The sequence below is a fragment of the Streptomyces sp. NBC_00096 genome, assembly GCF_045041305.1.
In the GTDB taxonomy this organism is placed as follows: domain Bacteria; phylum Actinomycetota; class Actinomycetes; order Streptomycetales; family Streptomycetaceae; genus Streptomyces.
In genome coordinates this window covers 2,151,946-2,169,436 of the sequence record NZ_CP108221.1, presented here as the reverse complement: position 1 = coordinate 2,169,436, position 17,491 = coordinate 2,151,946, and the positions used below count along the sequence as shown (strand labels likewise).

Here is a 17,491-nt window from a genome sequence, read left to right as displayed (position 1 = left end):
CGCGCCTTCGGCATATCCGCTTGAGTTCGTATCCGGCGGGTCCCCGGACAGACGGAGACCGCCTGAAACGGGAGATCGGGGGTGGCACTCGTGCGGATCGGACTGCTCACGGAAGGTGGTTATCCGTATGCCACGGGGGAAGCGAGGCTGTGGTGCGACCGGCTCGTGCGCGGGCTCCCCCAGCACGAGTTCGAGCTCTACGCCCTGAGCCGCAGTGCCGACCAGGAGGAGCGCGGCCACGTGCCGCTGCCCGCCCACGTCACCCGCGTGCGGACCGCCCCGCTGTGGGCGCCGGACGACGACGGGCGCAGCTACCGCCGCCGCGAGCGGCGCCGGTTCGCCGCCGCCTTCACGGAACTGGTCCGCGGGATCTGCGGGGCCGACCCCGGGCGGTTCGCGGACGGGCTGTACGGGCTGGCCGCGCTCGCCCGCGAGCAGGGCGGGCTGTGCGCGGCGCTGCGTTCCGAGACGGCCGTACGGGCGGTGGAGTCCGCCTGCCGTGCCCCGGAGGCGAGCAGGTCCGTACAGCGGGCGCAGGTCGCGGACCTGCTGGAGTTCGTGGACGAACTGGAGCGGCTGCTGCGGCCGTTGTCCCTCGACTGGTACGAGGACCTCCGCGAGGTCGACGTCTGCCACGCGGCCGCGGGCGGGGTGGCGGCGCTGCCCGGCCTCCTGGCCAAACGCTTCTTCGGAGTGCCGCTCCTGGTCACCGAGTACGGAGTCCAGCTGCGGGCCCACTACCTGGAGCACTCCGCGCAGGACGAGCGGCCCGCGGTACGGGCCCTGCTCGCCGCCTTCCACACCCGGCTGGCCGGCGAGATCTACGCCCGGGCCGATCTGCTCACCCCCGGCAACGCGCACGCGCGGCGCTGGCAGGAGCGGTGCGGGGCCTCGAAGGACCGGCTGCGCACGGTCTACCCCGGGATGGAGGCGGACCGATTCGCCGCCGTCGGGGAGGACCCGGCGTGCGGGGACCCGCACACGCTGGTGTGGGTCGGCCGGATAGAGCCCGCCAAGGACCTGATCGCCCTGCTGCACGCCTTCGCCGAGGTCCGCAGGGCCCAACCGCTCGCCCGGCTGCGGATCTTCGCGACCTCGGTCGGCACGGGAGCGGGCGGGGCGGCGGGCGGCCACGCGGTGGGCCACGGATACCTCGCTGACTGCCGCTCGCTCGCGGCGCAGCTCTTCCCCGACGAGGCCGCCGACGCCCACGCGGTCGGCGAGAACCCGGTCACCTTCGAGGAGATCGGCGGACCCGACGCGCCCTCCACGGCCGAGGCGTACGGCGCCGGGCGGGTGGTGGTGCTCTCCTCCGTCATCGAGGGCTTCCCCATCACCCTGGCCGAGGCGATGTTCTGCGGCCGCGCCACCGTCTCCACCGACGTGGGCGCCGTCGTCGAGGTGATCGGCGGGACCGGGCTCGTGGTGCCGCCGCGCAATCCGCGCGCGCTCGCCGAGGCCTGCGTCTCGCTGCTCGGCGACCCCGAACGGGCCCAGCGGCTGGGGGCGGCCGCCCGGGCACGGGCCCTCGAACTGTTCACCGTCGAGCAGAACGTGGCCGCCTTCCAGGAGTCCTACCTCAGGCTGCTGGCCCACGGCCCGGCCCGGCCCGACCAGGCCGGCGTGCCCTTCGAGCACCCGCCGGAAGCCCGCGTCCCGGGCCACTGGGCCACCCCGACCTGGGTCACCCCGGAGCCCGCGGGAGCCACCGGGCAGATCCCCTCGCCCGGGGAGCACCGGGCGCCGTCGCCGTCCGCGGCCTCCACACCCCCCGCCGCCCCGGTGCCAGGTCCGGCCGTGTCCCCCGCCGCCTCGGTGCCGGGCCAGGCCGCACCCCCCGCCGCCCCGGTGCCGGGCCCGGCCGTGCCCCCGGAACCGTCCGCCGACCCGCCCGTGGTGCCCGTGACCGGGGGGCGGGGCGCCGGGCGCGGCGCCGACCCGGGCACGGTCCGCGCCGCGGTGCCCGTCGAGAGTTCGGAGGCCCCGGTATGACCGTCCCGCTGGACGAAGCCGTCCCCACCGACCCGTCCCCGCGCCGCAGGCAGCCGCGGGCAGCCGGGGATCCCGTCAAGGCGCTCCTCCACCGGCACCGGGAGCTCTGCGAGCGTGCCGTGGACCCGCTGGAGATCGCCGCCGGGCTGGAGGCCCACGGCATCACCGACCGCACCGCCGCCCGCTTCCGCCACCGGGACGTCTTCTCCCTCGCGGAGGAGCTCTACGCCCGGACCCCCCGCGACCGGACCCCGTCGGCCCCGCCGGCCGGGATCCCGGTCCGCCCCGAGGCGGTGCGCGGCTTCGGCTACGCGCTGCTGCCCGGCGCCCTGGCCCTGGGCGCGGCCGCCGCCGGGATGCCCTGGACCGGAGCCGTCGCGGTGCTCGCCACCGTCGCCGCGCTCGGCCGGCCGGGCCGGGCCGCCGGGGGCCGGTTCCCCGCCCCGGTGTACCTGCTGGCCGCCGCCGCGCTCGGCTGGGCCGTCCACCGCCACGGGACCCCGCTCGGGATGGCCCTGGCCGTGGCCGCCGCCCCCGGGTACCTGGCCGGCGCCGTCTTCGCGGCCCGCGCCCGGCGCCGGCTCACCGCGAGCCGGGCCCTGGAGGACTTCGCCGACGGGGTGCGACCGCTGCTCCTCGGGACGCTCGCGCTGTTCACGGCGGCCGCCGCGGGGGCGGCCGCACTGACCGGGGCCCCGGCGGCCGTGGCCGTACCGCTCGCGGTGCTGCTCTTCCTGACCCGGCTGCTGCTCGGCCACGGAGTCCCGCGCGGGGCCCTCCTGGCGGGCCCGGCCCTCGTGCTGGCCCTGCTCCCGGTCCCGGCGGCGCCGTTCGCCGCCGCGGCGGGGCTCCTCGTACCCGCCGTCCTCGCACTGTCGCGGGCCTCCGCGCACGCGCAGCGGCCCTGAGTCCTTCGGAAGCCGACACCGAAGCGCCGTACCAGTACCCCGTACCGATCCACCCATCCAGCAAGGGAGAAACAGGACATGACCGGCCAGCCAACCAACCAAGGGGCCGCGCGATGAGGGTGCTGCTGATCGGAGCCAACGGATACCTCGGGCGTTACGTGGCGGACCGCCTCCTCGCCGACCCCGCGGTCCAGCTCACCGCGCTCGGCCGTGGCGACGACGCCGACGTCCGCTTCGACCTCGCCACCGGCAGTCCCGGCGCGCTCACCCGGTTCCTCGACGCCGTCCACCCGGGCGTCGTCATCAACTGCGCGGGAGCCACCCGCGGTGGAGCCCGGGAACTGACCCGGCACAACACCGTCGCCGTCGCCACCATCTGCGAGTCGCTGCGCCGCAGCGGCTGCGGCGCCCGGCTCGTCCAGCTCGGCTGCGCCGCCGAGTACGGGCCCAGCCAGCCCGGGTCCTCCACGGCCGAGGACGCCGTGCCCAGACCAGGCGGACCGTACGGAGTGAGCAAACTGGCCGCCACCGAGCTCGTGCTGGGCTCCGGGCTGGACGCCGTCGTCCTACGGGTCTTCTCGCCCGTCGGCCCCGGCACCCCGGCCGGATCCCCGCTCGGCCGGCTCGCCGAGGCCATGCGGCGCGCCATGCAGTCCGGGGACGGTGAGCTCAAGCTCAGCGGGCTCGGCGTCCAGCGCGACTTCGTCGACGTACGGGACGTGGCGCGGGCGGTGCACGCCGCCTCGCTGTCGGCGGCCCAGGGCGTCGTCAACATCGGCACCGGGCGCGCGGTCCGGCTGCGCGACGCGGCCGCCGTGCTGGCGCGGGTCGCCGGGTACGGGGGCTCCCTGCACGAGCTCGACGTACCGCAGCACGGGCAGCACCCGCAGGCCCACGGGCACCCCGGCCGGCCGGCGGGGCTCGCCGCCATCGGCTCCCCGCGCTCCGAGGCCACGGCCGAGCAGCTGGCCGCGGCGGCCCAGCCCCCGTACCCCTACCCGGACGGGTGCGGAGCCTGGCAGCAGGCGGACGTCCGTACCGCCCGGGACCGGCTCGGCTGGCGGCCCCGGATCAACCTGGAGGAGTCCCTCGCGGACATCTGGATGGAGGCGGCGTGCCGCATCTGACCACCCCCTCGGTGGCCGGCCGGGCGGCCACCGGGTCCGGCCGCCTCGGACTGGGCGTCCCGGGCTACGCGCACCCGCTGCTGGCCCCGGTGGAGTGGGCCGAGCTGACCCGGCCGGGGACCCCGCTGCACTGGGCCGTGCTCAACGTCACGGACGGGCCGGGCGGCCGCCCCGACCCGCACTGCACGGAGGCCGTCGCGAAGCTGCGCGGTGCGGGAGGGGTGATCCTCGGTCATCTCGCGATGCGGGACGGGGAGCGGTCGTTCGGGGAGCTCGTCTCCGACGCCCACCGCTTCCGCGACTGGTACGGAGTCGGCGGTTTCTACCTCGCGGACGCCCCCGCCGGGAAGGCGGAGCTGGCCTCCGTGCACCGGGTCACGGACACCCTGCGGGGGCTCGGGGAGGGGCTGCGGATCGTCCTCGGACAGGGCACCCACCCGTGCGAGGGGTACGTGGAAACCGCTGATCAGCTGGTCACCTTCGCCGGTACCTGGGCCGACTACCGCTGGTCGCAGGTGGCGGAGTGGACGGCCGACCATCCGGCGGAGCGGTTCTGTCACCTCGTGCACGGGGTGCCGCGCACGCACCTGGAGGAAGCCTGCCGGATCGCCCGCTGGCAGGGCGCCGGCACCATCTGGTTCACCGACCGGCGCGGGGGCGGGGACCGGGACCCCTGGGCCTCGATGCCCGCGTACTGGGACGAAATCGTCTCGCGGATCGGGACGGGTGTCTTGGAATGAAGACGGCCGTGGCAGTGTTACGGGGAGAACAGCCATTCAGTTTGCTCCCCGCGCCCGCGTGGGGATGCTCCCATCTACGGAGTGCCCGTGTCGCTGCCACCGCTGGTAGAGCCAGCCGCTGAGCTCACCGTTGACGAGGTCCGTCGGTACTCGCGGCACCTGATCATCCCGGACGTCGGGATGGACGGCCAGAAGCGTCTGAAGAACGCCAAGGTGCTCGCCGTGGGCGCGGGCGGCCTCGGCTCGCCCGCCCTCATGTACCTGGCCGCGGCCGGCGTCGGCACGCTGGGCATCGTGGAGTTCGACGAGGTCGACGAGTCGAACCTGCAGCGCCAGATCATCCACAGCCAGGCGGACATCGGCCGGTCCAAGGCCGAGTCGGCCCGCGACAGCGTGCTGGGCATCAACCCGTACGTCAACGTGGTCCTTCACGAAGAGCGGCTCGAAGCCGACAACGTGATGGAGATCTTCAGCCAGTACGACCTCATCGTCGACGGCACGGACAACTTCGCCACGCGCTACCTCGTGAACGACGCCTGCGTGCTGCTGAACAAGCCGTACGTATGGGGTTCGATCTACCGCTTCGACGGTCAGGCCTCGGTCTTCTGGTCCGAGCACGGCCCGTGCTACCGCTGCCTCTACCCGGAGCCGCCCCCGCCGGGCATGGTCCCGAGCTGCGCCGAGGGCGGCGTGCTGGGCGTGCTCTGCGCGTCCATCGGGTCCATCCAGGTCACCGAGGCCATCAAGGTCCTCACGGGCGTGGGCGAGTCGCTGGTCGGCCGTCTGATGATCTACGACGCCCTGGAGATGCAGTACCGCCAGGTCAAGGTCCGCAAGGACCCCGACTGCGCGGTCTGCGGTCCGAACGCGACCGTCACCGAGCTCATCGACTACGAGGCCTTCTGCGGCGTCGTGTCGGAGGAGGCCCAGGAGGCCGCGCTCGGCTCGACGATCACTCCCAAGCAGCTCAAGGAGTGGATCGACAACGACGAGCCGATCGAGATCATCGACGTCCGTGAGATCAACGAGTACGAGATCGTCTCGATCCCCGGTGCGAAGCTGATCCCCAAGGGCGAGTTCCTGATGGGCACCGCCCTGGCGGACCTGCCGCAGGACAAGCGCATCGTCCTGCACTGCAAGACGGGTGTCCGCAGTGCGGAGGTCCTCGCGGTCCTGAAGTCCGCGGGCTTCGCCGACGCGGTCCACGTCGGCGGCGGCGTCATCGGCTGGGTCCACCAGATCGAGCCCGAGAAGCCGGTCTACTAGCAGTCACCCGGAGGGGCCGTACTTCGCCTGCGCGAGGTACGGCCCCTCCGGCGTGCTCCGGCCCCTCCGGATGTTCCGGACCTAGGCGGGCGTCGGCGGCGTCGTCGTGGGGGAGGGCGACTTCGAGGGCGTGCAGACGGCATTGGCCGCGGGGACCTTTCCGTCCAGCAGGTACGAATTGACCGCCTGCTGCACGCACTTGTCGCCGCTGTTGTACGCGCCGTGCCCCTCGCCCTTGTACGTGAGCTCCACGCCGACGCCGGGGCCGAGCCGTTCCACCATCTTGCGCGCACCCTCGTAGGGGGTCGCCGGGTCTCCGGTGTTGCCGATCACCAGGATGGGCGCCGAGCCGGGGGCGGAGACGTCCGGAGTGTTCCAGGCGCCGGCGACGGGCCAGTCGGTGCAGCTCATCATGGCCCAGCCGAGGAAGTCCCCGAAGACGGGCGAGGCGGCGCGGAACTCAGGCAGCTTCGCCTTCGTCTGCTCCAGGGTGTACCGGTCCTTGGAGTCGGCGCAGTTGATGGCGGTGTTGGCCGCGCCGATGTTGCTGTAAGTGCCCTTCGGGTCACGGCCGTTGAGGGCGTCGGACATGGCGAGCAGCAGCTGGCCCTGACCGCCCTCGGCCTCGTCCAGGCCCTGCTCCAGCAGGGGCCACGCCTCCTTGGAGTACAGGGCGAAGGCGATCCCGTTGGTCGCGGCGGTCTCCGTGAGCAGTCGGCTGCCCGAGCCGGCGACCGGCTTGGCCGCCAGCTCCTTCTGGAGCTTGATGATGTTCGCCTCGATCTCCTTGGCGGTGCTGCCCTGCAGGCGGCAGGCGTCGCCGCGGTCCACGCAGTCCTGGGCGAAGTTGCCGAGCGCGAGCTGGAAGCCCTTGGCCTGGCCGAGGGCGCCCTCCTCGGAGTTCTTCGTCGGGTCGACGACGGCGTCGAAGACGGCCCGGCCGACGTTCTTGGGGAAGAGGTGGGCGTAGACCCCGCCGAGTTCGGTGCCGTAGGAGATGCCGAAGTAGTTCAGCTTCTCGTCGCCGAGGGCCCGGCGGATCCGGTCCAGGTCGCGGGCGGCGTTCTCCGTGCCGACGTGGGGGAGCACCTTGCCGGAGTTCGCCTCGCAGGCGTCGCGGTACTTCTCGCTGGTGGCGAGGAAGTCCTTCTCCTGCTCCGGGGTGCCGGGGCTGGAGTCGGAGGCGTAGTACGCGTCCAGCTGCTTGTCGTCCTCGCACCGGACGGGCGCGCTGCGGCCGACCCCGCGCGGGTCGAAGCTGACCAGGTCGTACCGGTCGCGCAGGGCCGCGTACTCGTTCGCCGCGCCGGGCAGGCTGGTGATGCCGGAGCCGCCCGGGCCGCCGAAGTTGAAGACGAGCGAGCCGATCCGCTTCTTCTTGTCCCGGGCCTTGGCCCGGATCAGCGCGAGCCCGATCGTCTCCCCCTCCGGCTTCGCGTAGTCGAGGGGCACGTCGAGGACGGCGCACTGCCAGTCCGTACCGGGCACCTGCCCGCCGCCCTCGGCCGCGGTGGGGGCCTCGCAGTCCCCCCAGTCCAGTTTCCTGGCACCCTGCGCGGCGCCGTCCTTGCCCCTCTTCTCCTTGCCGCCGCCGTCGGAACAGGCACTGGTGGCGAGGAGCGCGGCGGCAACGGCGGTGGCAGCGGCGACCCGCAGGGCGTGTGTCGGCATGCCTTCATCCTGTGCGCGCCCCGCCCCTTCCGCCCGCGCGCTGACCCATCCGGGTCACGGGGCGGAAGGGGCGGCCGGTCACTGCGCCGCGGTCGCCGCGGGGATGTCCACGCGGGCGGCCCTGCGGGCCGGCCAGAGGGAGGCGAGCAGGGCGCCGGCCATGGCCAGCAGTACCCCGAGGGCGAGCCGGTCCCACGGGATGACCAGGGCGTATCCCGCGACGCTCTCCTGGAGGGTACGGCCGAGCGCCCAGCCCAGGAAGACGCCCATGACCGTGCCGACGGTCGCGCCGAGGGCGCCGACGAGCAGGGCCTCGATGCGGATCATCCGGGTCACTCCGGCGCGGTCCAGGCCGAGGGCGCGCAGGGTGCCGATCTCCTTGCGGCGTTCGAGCACGGACATGGCCAGGGTGTTGGTGATGCCCAGGGCGGCGATCACCAGGGCCATGCTGAGCATCGCGTAGAAGATGTTGAGCTGGTCGCCGATGCCGCTGGTGTCCTCGGCGCGGATGCCGTCCTTGTCCAGGACGGACAGGGCGGGATTGTCGCCGAGTGCCTTGACGACGCCGGCGAGCGCGGCCCGGCCGGGTCCGCCCGCGGTGGCCACGACGATCGAGTCGGTGGAGGGCGTGGAGTCGTACCGGTCGACCAGGGAGTCGGGCGCGGTGATGCTGGGCAGCACCTTGCTCTGCTCCTCCGCCCGGTAGACGGCGCCGATGGTGACCTCGCCCCGCTTGCCGTCGCGTTCCACCGGGAGGCTCTGGCCGACCTTCCAGCCGTTCGCCCCGGCCTTGTAGTCGGCGACGGCGATCTTGCCCTGGCCGAGGCTGTCGAGGGAGCCCTCGGTCACCTCGTAGCGAAGGAGGCGGCCGATGGTGGCGGGGTCGACGCCGGTCAGGACGGAGCGGACGCCGCCGATGTGGTACTCGGTGGACTGGTTGAGCGGGCTGTAGGTGGCGCCGGGCAGCTTCTTGAGGGGTTCGGCGGTGGCGGGGGTCAGCCGCTGCCCGCCCGAGGTGCCCTGCACCAGGTAGTCGGCGGTGATGTCACGGGTGGTCGCGCCGTCGAGGTACTGGGTGGCGGAGGCGCCGAGGACGGACAGGCCCGAGGCGAGCGCGAGGGCGATGGCGAGCGCCGCGGCGGTGGCGCCGGTACGCCGCGGGTCGCGCACGGTGTTGCGGGCGGCGAGGTCGCCGTGCACCGGGCTCAGGCGGACCAGCAGCGGCCGGACCAGGCTGGTGAAGGGCCGGGACAGGAGCGGGATGAGGCCGATCGTGCCGGTCAGGGCGAGGGCCGCGCCGAGGCCGATGACGGCCCGGGCGTCCTTGCCGGTGGTGAGGGCTCCGTACAGGGCCGCGATCACTCCGGTGACGACCAGCGCGGTGCTGACTCCGGTGCGCACGGAGCCGAGGCGCGCGGGCGCGGCGGGCTCGGCGGCGCCGAGGGCGGCGACGGGCGGGATCGCCATGGCCCGGCGGACCGGTACCCAGGCGGCGATCACGGGCAGGGCGGTGCCGACCACCAGCGCGATGATCACGGTGGACGGGGAGAGGACCAGCGCGGCGGCCGGGCTGTCGGCGGAGGAGAAGAGGGTCTGGAGCAGGGCGGCGACCCTGGTGCCGGCCAGGATGCCGGCCACGGAGGCGATCAGGCCGACGAGGACGGACTCGGTCAGCAGGATGCGGCGCACCTGCTTGCGGGTGGCGCCGACGGCCCGCATCAGGGCCAGCTCCCGGGTGCGCCGGGAGACCAGCATGGTGAAGGTGTTGGAGATGAGGAAGGTGGCCACGAACAGGGCGACCGCCGCGAAGCCCACCATGATCTGGCTCATGGTGTCGCTGCCGCTGGAGGCGAGGTTGGCCTGGATCTGGGCGAGCCGGGCCCCGGTGACCGCGCTGCTGTCCTTGGGGATCACCGCTTCGACCCGGGTGAGGAGCTGCGTCACGTCGGTGTCGGGCGCGGCCGTGACCTCGATGTCCGTGTACCGGCCGGGCTGGAGGTAGAGCCGCTGGGCGGTGGCGTTGTCGAACAGCACGCGGCTGCCGCCGGGGGAGAGCTTCGAGGCGTCGGTGCGGAAGACGCCGCTGAGCCGGTAGGACTCGGCGCCGGTGCTCGTGCCGACGCGCACGCTGTCACCGACGTGGTGGCCGCCCTTGGCGGCGGAGGCCTCGTCGAGGGCGATCGAGCGGCCGTCGGCCGGGCCGGAGCCCTCGGTGAACCGGTAGGCCGGGTCCGCGCCGTCCCTGCCCGGGACGAAGTTGCCGCCCTTGCGGAAATCGCCGCTGCCCAGCAGTCGGCCCTCGCGGTCGGCGACGGCGGCGAAGCCGTCGACCCGGCCCGCGACGGCGGCGACGCCGGGGAGCTCGGCCAGGGCGGCCGCGGTGTGGGCGTCGAGGGTGGCGGGCGGGGCGCCGGGCACCGTGTTGGGCGAGACGTTGAGGGAGACCTGGTCGTAGCCGGCGCTCGCCCGGTCGGTGGCGGCCTGTTTCTGACTGTCGCCGTAGACGAGGCTGCCGGTGACGAAGGTGACCCCGAGCATGACCGCGAACACGGTCATCAACAGGCGGGCCTTGTGCGCGAGCACGTTGCGCAGGGCGGTACGGAACATGGGATGCGGATCCTGGGGAGCGGGCTCGGCGGACGCGAGCGGGCGGCTGGAGGGGAGCGGACCGGGACGGGTCAGCTCGTGCGCGAGTGCGCGTCGAACGCCTTCATCCGGTCCAGGACCCGGTCCGCGCTGGGCCGGGTCATCTCGTCGACCAGCCGGCCGTCGGAGAGGAACACCACGCGGTCGGCGTAGCCGGCGGCGACGGGGTCGTGGGTGACCATGACCACGGTCTGGCCCAGCTCGCGCACCGAGTCGCGCAGGAAGCCGAGGACCTCGGCCCCGGCGCGGGAGTCGAGGTTGCCGGTGGGCTCGTCGCCGAAGACGATCGAGGGACGGGCGATCAGGGCCCGGGCCACCGCCACGCGCTGCTGCTGCCCGCCGGAGAGCTGCCCGGGGCGGTGCCCGAGGCGCTGCGAGAGGCCGGTCAGGGAGACCACGTGGTCCAGCCACTGCCGGTCGGGCTTACGGCCGGCGATGGTCAGCGGCAGGGTGATGTTCTCCAGGGCGGTCAGGGTCGGCATCAGGTTGAACGCCTGGAAGATGAAGCCGATCCGGTCGCGGCGCAGCCGGGTGAGCTGCTCGTCGTTCAGCGAGGCCAGTTCGGTGGTGCCGATGCGGGCGGAGCCCGAGCTGAAGGAGTCGAGTCCGGCCGCGCAGTGCATCAGGGTGGACTTGCCGCAGCCGGAGGGGCCCATGATCGCGGTGAACTCGCCCTCGCGGAAGGAGATGCTGACCCGGTCCAGGGCGACGACCCGGGTGTCCCCGCTGCCGTAGACCTTCGACAGCTCGGTGGTGGCGGCCGCGATCCCGGTCGGCGCGTGCGACAGGTGCGGGGCAAGGGGTGCGGCGGTCACGAGGACTCCTCTTCGGGCGCGGAAGGTGCACTCCGAAGGGTGTCCGGGGAACGTATCGGGGCCCGGGCCCGCCGTGTATCGGCGCCCGCTCCCGTTCGTATCGGTTGTGTAGGGGCAGGTCGCTCAGTGCGGCAGGCGCAGGGTGGCGACGGCGCCGCCGTCCGGGGCGTTGGTCAAGCGCAGCTCGGCGCCGAGGAGCCGGGCCTGGCCCAGGGCGATGGTCAGGCCCAGGCCGTGGCCCGAGCCGCGCTCGGCCGCACCCGTCTGGAAGCGGCGCGGGCCGTCGCGCAACAGGTGCGCGGGGAAGCCGGGTCCGTGGTCGCGCACGACGACGGTGCGGCCCTCGACGGCGACTTCCACCGGGGCGCCCCCGTGCCGGTGGGCGTTGATGACGAGGTTGCCGACGATCCGTTCGAGCCTGCGCGGGTCGGTCTCCACGCCCTGCGCGGACTCCGCGCCGGTGACCGTGACCTCCGCGTCCAGGCCGGTGCGCGTCACGGCCTCGGCCACGACCGCGCCGAGCGGGACACGGGCGTGGACCGGCTGCTCGGCACCCGCGTCCAGGCGGGAGACCTCCAGCAGGTCCTCGACCAGGCCGCGCAGATCGCGCACCCGGGCCCGGAGCATGTCCTCCGTCTCGCCGGCCGGCAGCAGGTCGGCGGCGGCCAGCAGGCCGCCGACGGGGGTGCGCAGTTCGTGGGCCACGTCGGCGGTGAACCGGCGCTCGTCGTGCAGGCGCCGGCTGAGCGTGTCGGCCATGAGGTCGACGGTCGCGGCGATGTCGGACACCTCGTCGCGGCCCCTGGTGGGTCCGGTACGGGCGTCCAGGTCCCCGGCGGAGATCCGGACCGCGGTCTCGGAGACCCGCCGCAGTCGGCGGGCGAGCACCCCGGCTCCGTAGGCCGCCAGGGGCGTGGTGACCGCGAGGGCGATCAGCGAGGCCACCGCCATGGTCAGGTCGAGCCGGTACAGCTCGCGGAACTCGGTGTGGATGGTGACCTGGACGGCCAGCACGGGGCTGCCCGGGCCGCCGACCCGCTGGGCACCCCAGACGGTGGGGTCCATGGTCCCGGGGCTGTTCCCGCCGTAGGACACGTGCGGCTCGCCGTCGGTGGGGTTGCGCAACGCGTAGGGCAGTTCGGCCGGATCGAGCCGGGCATCGCTGGTGAGGGTCCCGGCCCGGCGGTAGACGTCCGTGGCCGAGGTCACGCCGTTGAGGGCCTGCCGTTCGGCCCGGTGCCGGATGTCGTGGGCGGTCCATCCGTGCACCAGCAGGCCCACCACCAGCGCGACCAGGCAGGCCGTGGCCGCGGCCAGCGCGGCGATCTTCCAGCGCAGGGTCACCCGGGGCGGCCGCGGCGGATCGGGGGAGGGCACCGCTCTCAGCGCCTGAGTTTGTAGCCGAAGCCGCGGACCGTCTCGATCCGGTCCCGGCCGAGCTTGCCGCGCAGCCGCTGCACGCACAGGTCCACGACCCGGCTGTCGCCGTCCCAGCCGTAGTCCCAGACGTTGCGCAGCAGGGTGTGCCGTTCCAGCACGACGCCGGGGTGGGCGGCGAACTCCAGCAGCAGCTTCAGTTCGGTCGGGGTCAGCGCCACCGGGCTGCCGGCGACGGCCACTTCCAGCCCGCCGGTGTGGATGGTCAGGTCGCCGAAGGCCAGGAGCTCGCCCTCGGACGGGGCCGTGCCCGGCCCGTCGCCGGCGGCCCGTCCGGCCGCCGGGGCGGGTGCGTAGGTCGCGCGCCGCAGCAGCGAGCGGATGCGCGCCACGAGCACGTTGGTGTCCACGGGTTTGACCACGTAGTCGTCCGCCCCGGCCTCCAGGCCGGCGACGATGTCCAGCCCGTCACCGCGGGCCGACATCATCAGGACGGGCACCAGGCTGCTCTCGCGGACCCGGCGGCACAGGCCGATCCCGTCGAGGCCGGGCAGCATCACGTCCAGGATCAGCAGGTCGAAGGCGTTGTCACGGAAGGATTCGAGGCCGGTGAGACCGTCGGCGGCGGCCTCGACCCGGTAGCCGTAGCGCTCCAGGGCGACGGTGAAGGACCGGCGCATCAGGTCGTCGTCCTCCACCAGCAGCACGCGGACGGCCCGCGCGGGAGCCGGAACCGGAGTGGGGGAGGACACGGGCGGATGACTCCTGTTCGGCGGACGGCGACCTGAAAGGAACGATATGGCAGGGGCGGCCGCAGCCCCGTCCGCCACGGCCTGGCACACCGATTAGATGACTGGTCAAGCGCTGCCCGATACCCGCCCGATACAAAACCTACGGCTGTGCCAGGACCTGCTTCGCCGCCGCGCGCCCCGTCGCGACGCAGGCTGCCACGCCCACGCCCTCGTACGCCGCCCCGCACAGGGCGATCCCCGGGAGTTTGCCGGCGGCCTCGCGGATGCGGGCGACGCGCTCGCGGTGGCCGACGCCGTACTGCGGCAGGCCCCGGTCCCAGCGGGTGACGCGGGTGGCCAGGGGCTCGCCCATCGGGCCCACCGCGTGGTGCAGTTCGGCGATGGCCGAGCGGACCAGGTGGCGGTCGGGGCGGCTGAGCAGCTCGTCCTCGCCGATCCGGCCGATGGAGGCGCGGAGCACGAAGGTCTCGGGGGCCGAGTCGCGCAGCCAGGACCACTTGTTGGAGAGGAAGGACGCCGCCTTCAGGGTGTGCCCGTCCACCGGCGGGACCAGGAAGCCGTTGCCCTCGGGGAGGAAGTGGGCCTGGGCGCGGGAGAAGGCCATGGTGATCACGGCCGTCGACGCGTGCGGGATGGAGGACAGTTCGGCCTCGGCGAGGGGGGAGTGGGGGCGCAGCAGCTCGGCCGCCGCGAAGGCGGGCAGGGCGAGGACGATCGCGTCCGCCTCCATGGTCAGCGCGCCGTCGCCGGTCATCGCCTGGACCCGCCAGCGGCCGCCCGCGACCTGCTGCAGCGAGCGGGCCGTCGTACCGGTGAGGATGCGGGCCCCGCAGGCTTCGGCGACGGCCGCCGGGAAGCGCCCGGTGCCGCCGACCACGCCCTGGACGGCCACGGCCGCCGAGCGCGGGGCGCCGGCCGCGCGCATCCGGCGCAGGGCCGGGAGGAGGGGGGTGCCCTGTTCCGCGAGGGCCGCGATCCGGGGCATGGCAGCGCGCAGCGAGAGCCGTTCGGCGAGGCCGGCGTAGACGCCGCCGAGCATCGGTTCGACGAGGCGGTCGACGGCCTCCTGGCCGAAGCGGGCCGCCAGGTACGCGCTCACCGAGCAGTCCTCGGTGAGCGCGGTGGCCGGGAGGGTCTCCTCGGCGGCGACGCGCGTGATGCCCTCGGGGGAGAGCAGTCCGGTGCCGATCAGCGCCGAGGGGTCGGTGGGGACGCCCATCACGTGGCCGGCGGGCAGCGGGCGCAGTCCACCGTTGGTCCAGATGGTGGTGGGGGCCTTGGCCGGGTCGCAGAGGGCGTCACCGAGTCCGACGGCGGCGGCCAGCTCCACGGCCTCGGGGCGCAGGGCCATGAGGGATTCCGCGCCCTCGTCGACGGTGATGCCGGCGATGGTGCCGGTCCGGAGCTTCCCGCCGACCTTGGCGTTGCTCTCCAGAAGGGTCACGTCGGCGTGGCCGCGCAACTGCCACGCGGCGGCCAGACCGCTGATTCCGCCGCCGATGACGATCACTGAACGCATGGTGTTCTCCCGTGGCCCCTGGGCCGATATGTTCCCATATGAAACATATGGGACGCGGTGATTCAGCGCCTCATGCTTTCGGCCAGAGCCCTGACCTCCTCCTGGTACGGGAAGCTGCCCGGCTCGTACGCGCAGTACGGGTCGGCCTCCAGGACGTCGCGGGTGAAGCCGTACGCACGGGAGCGCGAGCCCCCGCACACCGTCTTGAACTCGCAGGCCCCGCACTTCCCGCGCAGCAGCGAGGGGTCGCGGAGCTTGGTGAAGAGCGCCGAGCCCCGGTAGATCTCCGTCAGCGGGTGGTTCTTCACGTTGCCCGCCGAGACGGGCAGGAAGCCGCTGGGGTGCACCTCGCCCGTGTGCGAGATGAAGACGAAGCCGCGGCCCGAGGAGACGTCCATGGGCGGCCGGCGCACGGCCCGCCGCTCGCCGTCGAAGACCCCCAGCTCGCGGGCGCGGGCCGAGAGGCGCTCGTAGAGCCCGCCCAGCACGGGCCGCTCGCCGCGCGCGTCCAGGACGGTCCGCTGCAGGGCGACCCGCCGGAAGTGGTGGCCCTCCGTCGTCTTGGTCGCCATCACCGCCCCGCAGTCGTACAGGAAGTGCAGGACGTCCTCGGTCTCGGCGGCGGTGAGGGACTCCAGCTGCTCGCCGCGCCCGGTCGGGACCAGGATGAAACCGGACCACAGCATCGCGCCCTCGCGCTTGACCAGCGCCGCGATATCGGCGAGGTCCTCCAGAGCGGTACGCGTGACCGTGGTGTTGATCTGCACCTTGAGCCCGAGCTCCCGGGCGGCCCGCCAGCCGTCCAGCGTCCAGTCGAAGACCCCCGGCACACCCCGGAAGGCGTCGTGCCGCCCGCCCGTCGAACCGTCCAGGGAGAGCGAGAGAGCGATGGCCCCAGCCTCCCGCACCGCCACGAGGTTCTCGCGGGTCAGCGTCGGCGTGCCCGACGGGGACACCGCCACCCGCAGCCCGAGCGAGGTCCCGTACGCCACCAGGTCGGTGAGGTCGGCGCGCTGGAAGGGGTCCCCGCCCGTGATCACGAAGAGCGGGCCGGGCTTGCCGAACGCGGCGATCTGGTCCATCACCCGCCGGGCGTCCGCGCCGTCGAGCTCCTCGGGGTGGCGGGCGGTCTGCGCCTCGGCCCGGCAGTGCAGGCAGGCCAGCGGGCAGGCCCGGGTCGCCTCCCAGATCACGATGAAGGGCCGCTCGGACACCGCGTGCCGGGGCCGGCGCACGACGGTGCGTTCGGGACGCCGGGTCACGACACGCGCTCCCAGCCGCGCTTGCTCGGGCGGTTGGCGAGCTGCTTCGGATCCCGCCTGCGGTAGACCACGTACGGCCGGAACAGGTACTTCAGCGGCACCGAGAACATGTGCACCAGGCGCGAGTACGGGATCAGCGAGAACAGGACGAAGCCGAAGACGATGTGGAGCTTGAAGGCGAGCGGGGCGCCCGCCATCAGGTGGTAGTCCGGGGTGAAGGTGAACAGGCTGCGGAACCACAGGGAGATGCCGTCGCGGTAGTTGTACCCGTCCATCATCCCGGCCGAGTTCAGCATCGTGGCCGTCAGCCCGAGCACCATCGCACCGAGCAGGCACGCGTACATCATGTGGTCGCTGCGCAGCGTCGCCCTGCGCACGGCCGGCACCTTGAAGCGCCGGTAGACCAGGATCCCGATGCCGGCGGCGGCCGCGACGCCCGCGACCGTGCCGGTGGCCAGGGCGATCAGGTGGTAGGCGTGGTCGCTCAGGCCCGCCGCGTCGGTCCAGCTCTTGGGCACGAGCAGGCCCACGACGTGGCCCAGGATCACGAAGAGCATGCCGAAGTGGAAGAGCGGGGAGCCGATGCGCAGCAGCCGCGACTCGTGCAGCTGCGAGGAGTGCGTGGTCCAGCCGAACTTGTCGAAGCGGGCCCGCCAGACCGTGCCCGCGATCAGCAGGGCGATCGAGACGTACGGGAAGACGCCCCACAGGAGGAGGTCCATCAGGCGGGCAGCCTTTCGGGTGTCGTGGGCCAGGGGAGGTCGGTCGGGACCGCGAGGGGGAAGTCGCTCGGCATGTCGAGGCCCGGCCCGAAGGGTTCGAGCGCCGAACCCGCGCCCACCAGCTCCTGCGGCGGCCCGTTCTTCGCCAGCGCCTTCGCCTCGGCCCTGGTCTCGGGGGAAGGACCGGGCAGCGTCGCGCAGACGGCCTCCAGCACCCGGGCGTACGGGGACGCGGACTCGGTGAGCGCGAGCCGCAGCAGCTCCAGCCCGGCCCGGTGCTCCTGGAGCAGCTCGGTGCCGGCCTCCTCCTCGCGGGCGGCGAACTCCAGGGCCACCGGCAGGAAGTCGGGCAGCTCCTCGCCCGCGAACTCCAGCCCGAAGTCCCGGTAGATCCGCTTCAGCCGGACCAGGGACAGCCCCCGCCGGCGGGTGTCGCCGTCCACCCACCAGGTGAGGTAGAGGCAGCGCCGGTTGCGGATGTCGAAGGTCGAGGTGTACTGGGCGCACAGCTCGATCGGGGTCTGCCGCCCGGCCTCGTCGAGGAACTCGCCGAGCAGCCCGGCCGGTTCGGCGGGCGCCCCGGCGAGGGCCGCACGGAGCCGGGGGAGTTCGTCGTGGAAGTAGTCGCCTGGGTACTGCAGTACGCAGCCCGCGACCAGCCGTACGAGGGCATCGCCGCTCATCGGGTACCCGC

At 73.8% G+C, this 17,491-nt stretch carries 14 protein-coding genes; 5 read left to right on the top strand and 9 right to left on the bottom strand.

The features are described 5' to 3' along the window. The first annotated feature begins 90 nt into the window (after positions 1 to 90). From OG904_RS09160 to moeZ, 5 genes are all read left to right on the top strand, one after another. On the top strand, positions 91 to 1,992 hold the full coding sequence (locus OG904_RS09160; protein ID WP_405497892.1) for a DUF3492 domain-containing protein: 1,902 nt from the start codon (positions 91 to 93) through the stop codon (positions 1,990 to 1,992). Next, positions 1,989 to 2,900, top strand: coding sequence for a hypothetical protein (locus tag OG904_RS09155; protein WP_405489171.1), 912 nt, complete (start codon positions 1,989 to 1,991; stop codon positions 2,898 to 2,900). The genes OG904_RS09160 and OG904_RS09155 overlap by 4 nt, the downstream gene beginning before the upstream one ends. 113 nt (positions 2,901 to 3,013) lie before the next feature. Continuing rightward, on the top strand, positions 3,014 to 4,027 hold the full coding sequence (locus OG904_RS09150) for an NAD-dependent epimerase/dehydratase (RefSeq protein ID WP_405489169.1): 1,014 nt from the start codon (positions 3,014 to 3,016) through the stop codon (positions 4,025 to 4,027). Next, positions 4,015 to 4,767, top strand: coding sequence for a spherulation-specific family 4 protein (locus tag OG904_RS09145; protein ID WP_405489167.1), 753 nt, complete (start codon positions 4,015 to 4,017; stop codon positions 4,765 to 4,767). Before OG904_RS09150 ends, OG904_RS09145 begins: the two co-directional genes overlap by 13 nt. An 87-nt stretch (positions 4,768 to 4,854) precedes the next feature. Beyond that, positions 4,855 to 6,033 carry an adenylyltransferase/sulfurtransferase MoeZ gene (moeZ, locus tag OG904_RS09140; RefSeq protein WP_327254829.1) on the top strand — a complete coding sequence of 393 codons (1,179 nt, stop codon included), beginning with the start codon at positions 4,855 to 4,857 and terminating at the stop codon, positions 6,031 to 6,033. A gap of 81 nt (positions 6,034 to 6,114) precedes the next feature. Here moeZ and OG904_RS09135 read toward each other — a convergent pair whose 3' ends face one another. The 9 genes from OG904_RS09135 to narJ form a co-directional block, all read right to left on the bottom strand. After that, positions 6,115 to 7,704: an alpha/beta hydrolase gene (locus tag OG904_RS09135; RefSeq protein WP_405489165.1), complete on the bottom strand. Its 1,590-nt coding sequence runs from the start codon at positions 7,702 to 7,704 to the stop codon at positions 6,115 to 6,117. 78 nt (positions 7,705 to 7,782) lie between these two features. Then, on the bottom strand, positions 7,783 to 10,311 hold the full coding sequence (locus OG904_RS09130) for an ABC transporter permease (RefSeq protein ID WP_405489163.1): 2,529 nt from the start codon (positions 10,309 to 10,311) through the stop codon (positions 7,783 to 7,785). Positions 10,312 to 10,382: 71 nt separating this feature from the next. Next, positions 10,383 to 11,165, bottom strand: coding sequence for an ABC transporter ATP-binding protein (locus OG904_RS09125; RefSeq protein WP_405489161.1), 783 nt, complete (start codon positions 11,163 to 11,165; stop codon positions 10,383 to 10,385). Positions 11,166 to 11,288: 123 nt separating this feature from the next. Beyond that, positions 11,289 to 12,542, bottom strand: coding sequence for a sensor histidine kinase (locus tag OG904_RS09120; RefSeq protein ID WP_405489159.1), 1,254 nt, complete (start codon positions 12,540 to 12,542; stop codon positions 11,289 to 11,291). A 5-nt stretch (positions 12,543 to 12,547) separates the two neighbouring features. Next, a complete protein-coding gene (cseB, locus tag OG904_RS09115; protein WP_405497890.1) occupies positions 12,548 to 13,222 on the bottom strand; it encodes a two-component system response regulator CseB in 675 nt (224 codons plus the stop codon). A gap of 211 nt (positions 13,223 to 13,433) precedes the next feature. Then, on the bottom strand, positions 13,434 to 14,813 hold the full coding sequence (hemG, locus tag OG904_RS09110) for a protoporphyrinogen oxidase (RefSeq protein ID WP_405489157.1): 1,380 nt from the start codon (positions 14,811 to 14,813) through the stop codon (positions 13,434 to 13,436). A 62-nt stretch (positions 14,814 to 14,875) separates the two neighbouring features. Then, positions 14,876 to 16,075 carry a TIGR04053 family radical SAM/SPASM domain-containing protein gene (locus tag OG904_RS09105; RefSeq protein WP_405489155.1) on the bottom strand — a complete coding sequence of 400 codons (1,200 nt, stop codon included), beginning with the start codon at positions 16,073 to 16,075 and terminating at the stop codon, positions 14,876 to 14,878. Beyond that, positions 16,072 to 16,797 (bottom strand): respiratory nitrate reductase subunit gamma, encoded by a 726-nt coding sequence (gene narI / locus OG904_RS09100; RefSeq protein WP_405489153.1) that lies wholly within the window; start codon positions 16,795 to 16,797, stop codon positions 16,072 to 16,074. Before narI ends, OG904_RS09105 begins: the two co-directional genes overlap by 4 nt. Continuing rightward, on the bottom strand, positions 16,797 to 17,480 hold the full coding sequence (gene narJ / locus OG904_RS09095) for a nitrate reductase molybdenum cofactor assembly chaperone (protein WP_405497888.1): 684 nt from the start codon (positions 17,478 to 17,480) through the stop codon (positions 16,797 to 16,799). The genes narI and narJ overlap by 1 nt, the downstream gene beginning before the upstream one ends. Positions 17,481 to 17,491: the final 11 nt, after the last annotated feature.

Bases quoted from the DNA above. Each gene is read 5' to 3' on its own strand.
- OG904_RS09155 (WP_405489171.1), top strand. From the start codon at position 1,989: ATGACCGTCCCGCTGGACGAAGCCGTCCCCACCGACCCGTCCCCGCGC.
- OG904_RS09150 (WP_405489169.1), top strand. From the start codon at position 3,014: ATGAGGGTGCTGCTGATCGGAGCCAACGGATACCTCGGGCGTTACGTG.
- OG904_RS09135 (WP_405489165.1), bottom strand. From the start codon at position 7,704: ATGCCGACACACGCCCTGCGGGTCGCCGCTGCCACCGCCGTTGCCGCC.
- OG904_RS09130 (WP_405489163.1), bottom strand. From the start codon at position 10,311: ATGTTCCGTACCGCCCTGCGCAACGTGCTCGCGCACAAGGCCCGCCTG.
- cseB (WP_405497890.1), bottom strand. From the start codon at position 13,222: ATGCGCCGGTCCTTCACCGTCGCCCTGGAGCGCTACGGCTACCGGGTC.
- hemG (WP_405489157.1), bottom strand. From the start codon at position 14,813: ATGCGTTCAGTGATCGTCATCGGCGGCGGAATCAGCGGTCTGGCCGCC.
- narI (WP_405489153.1), bottom strand. From the start codon at position 16,797: ATGGACCTCCTCCTGTGGGGCGTCTTCCCGTACGTCTCGATCGCCCTG.
- narJ (WP_405497888.1), bottom strand. From the start codon at position 17,480: ATGAGCGGCGATGCCCTCGTACGGCTGGTCGCGGGCTGCGTACTGCAG.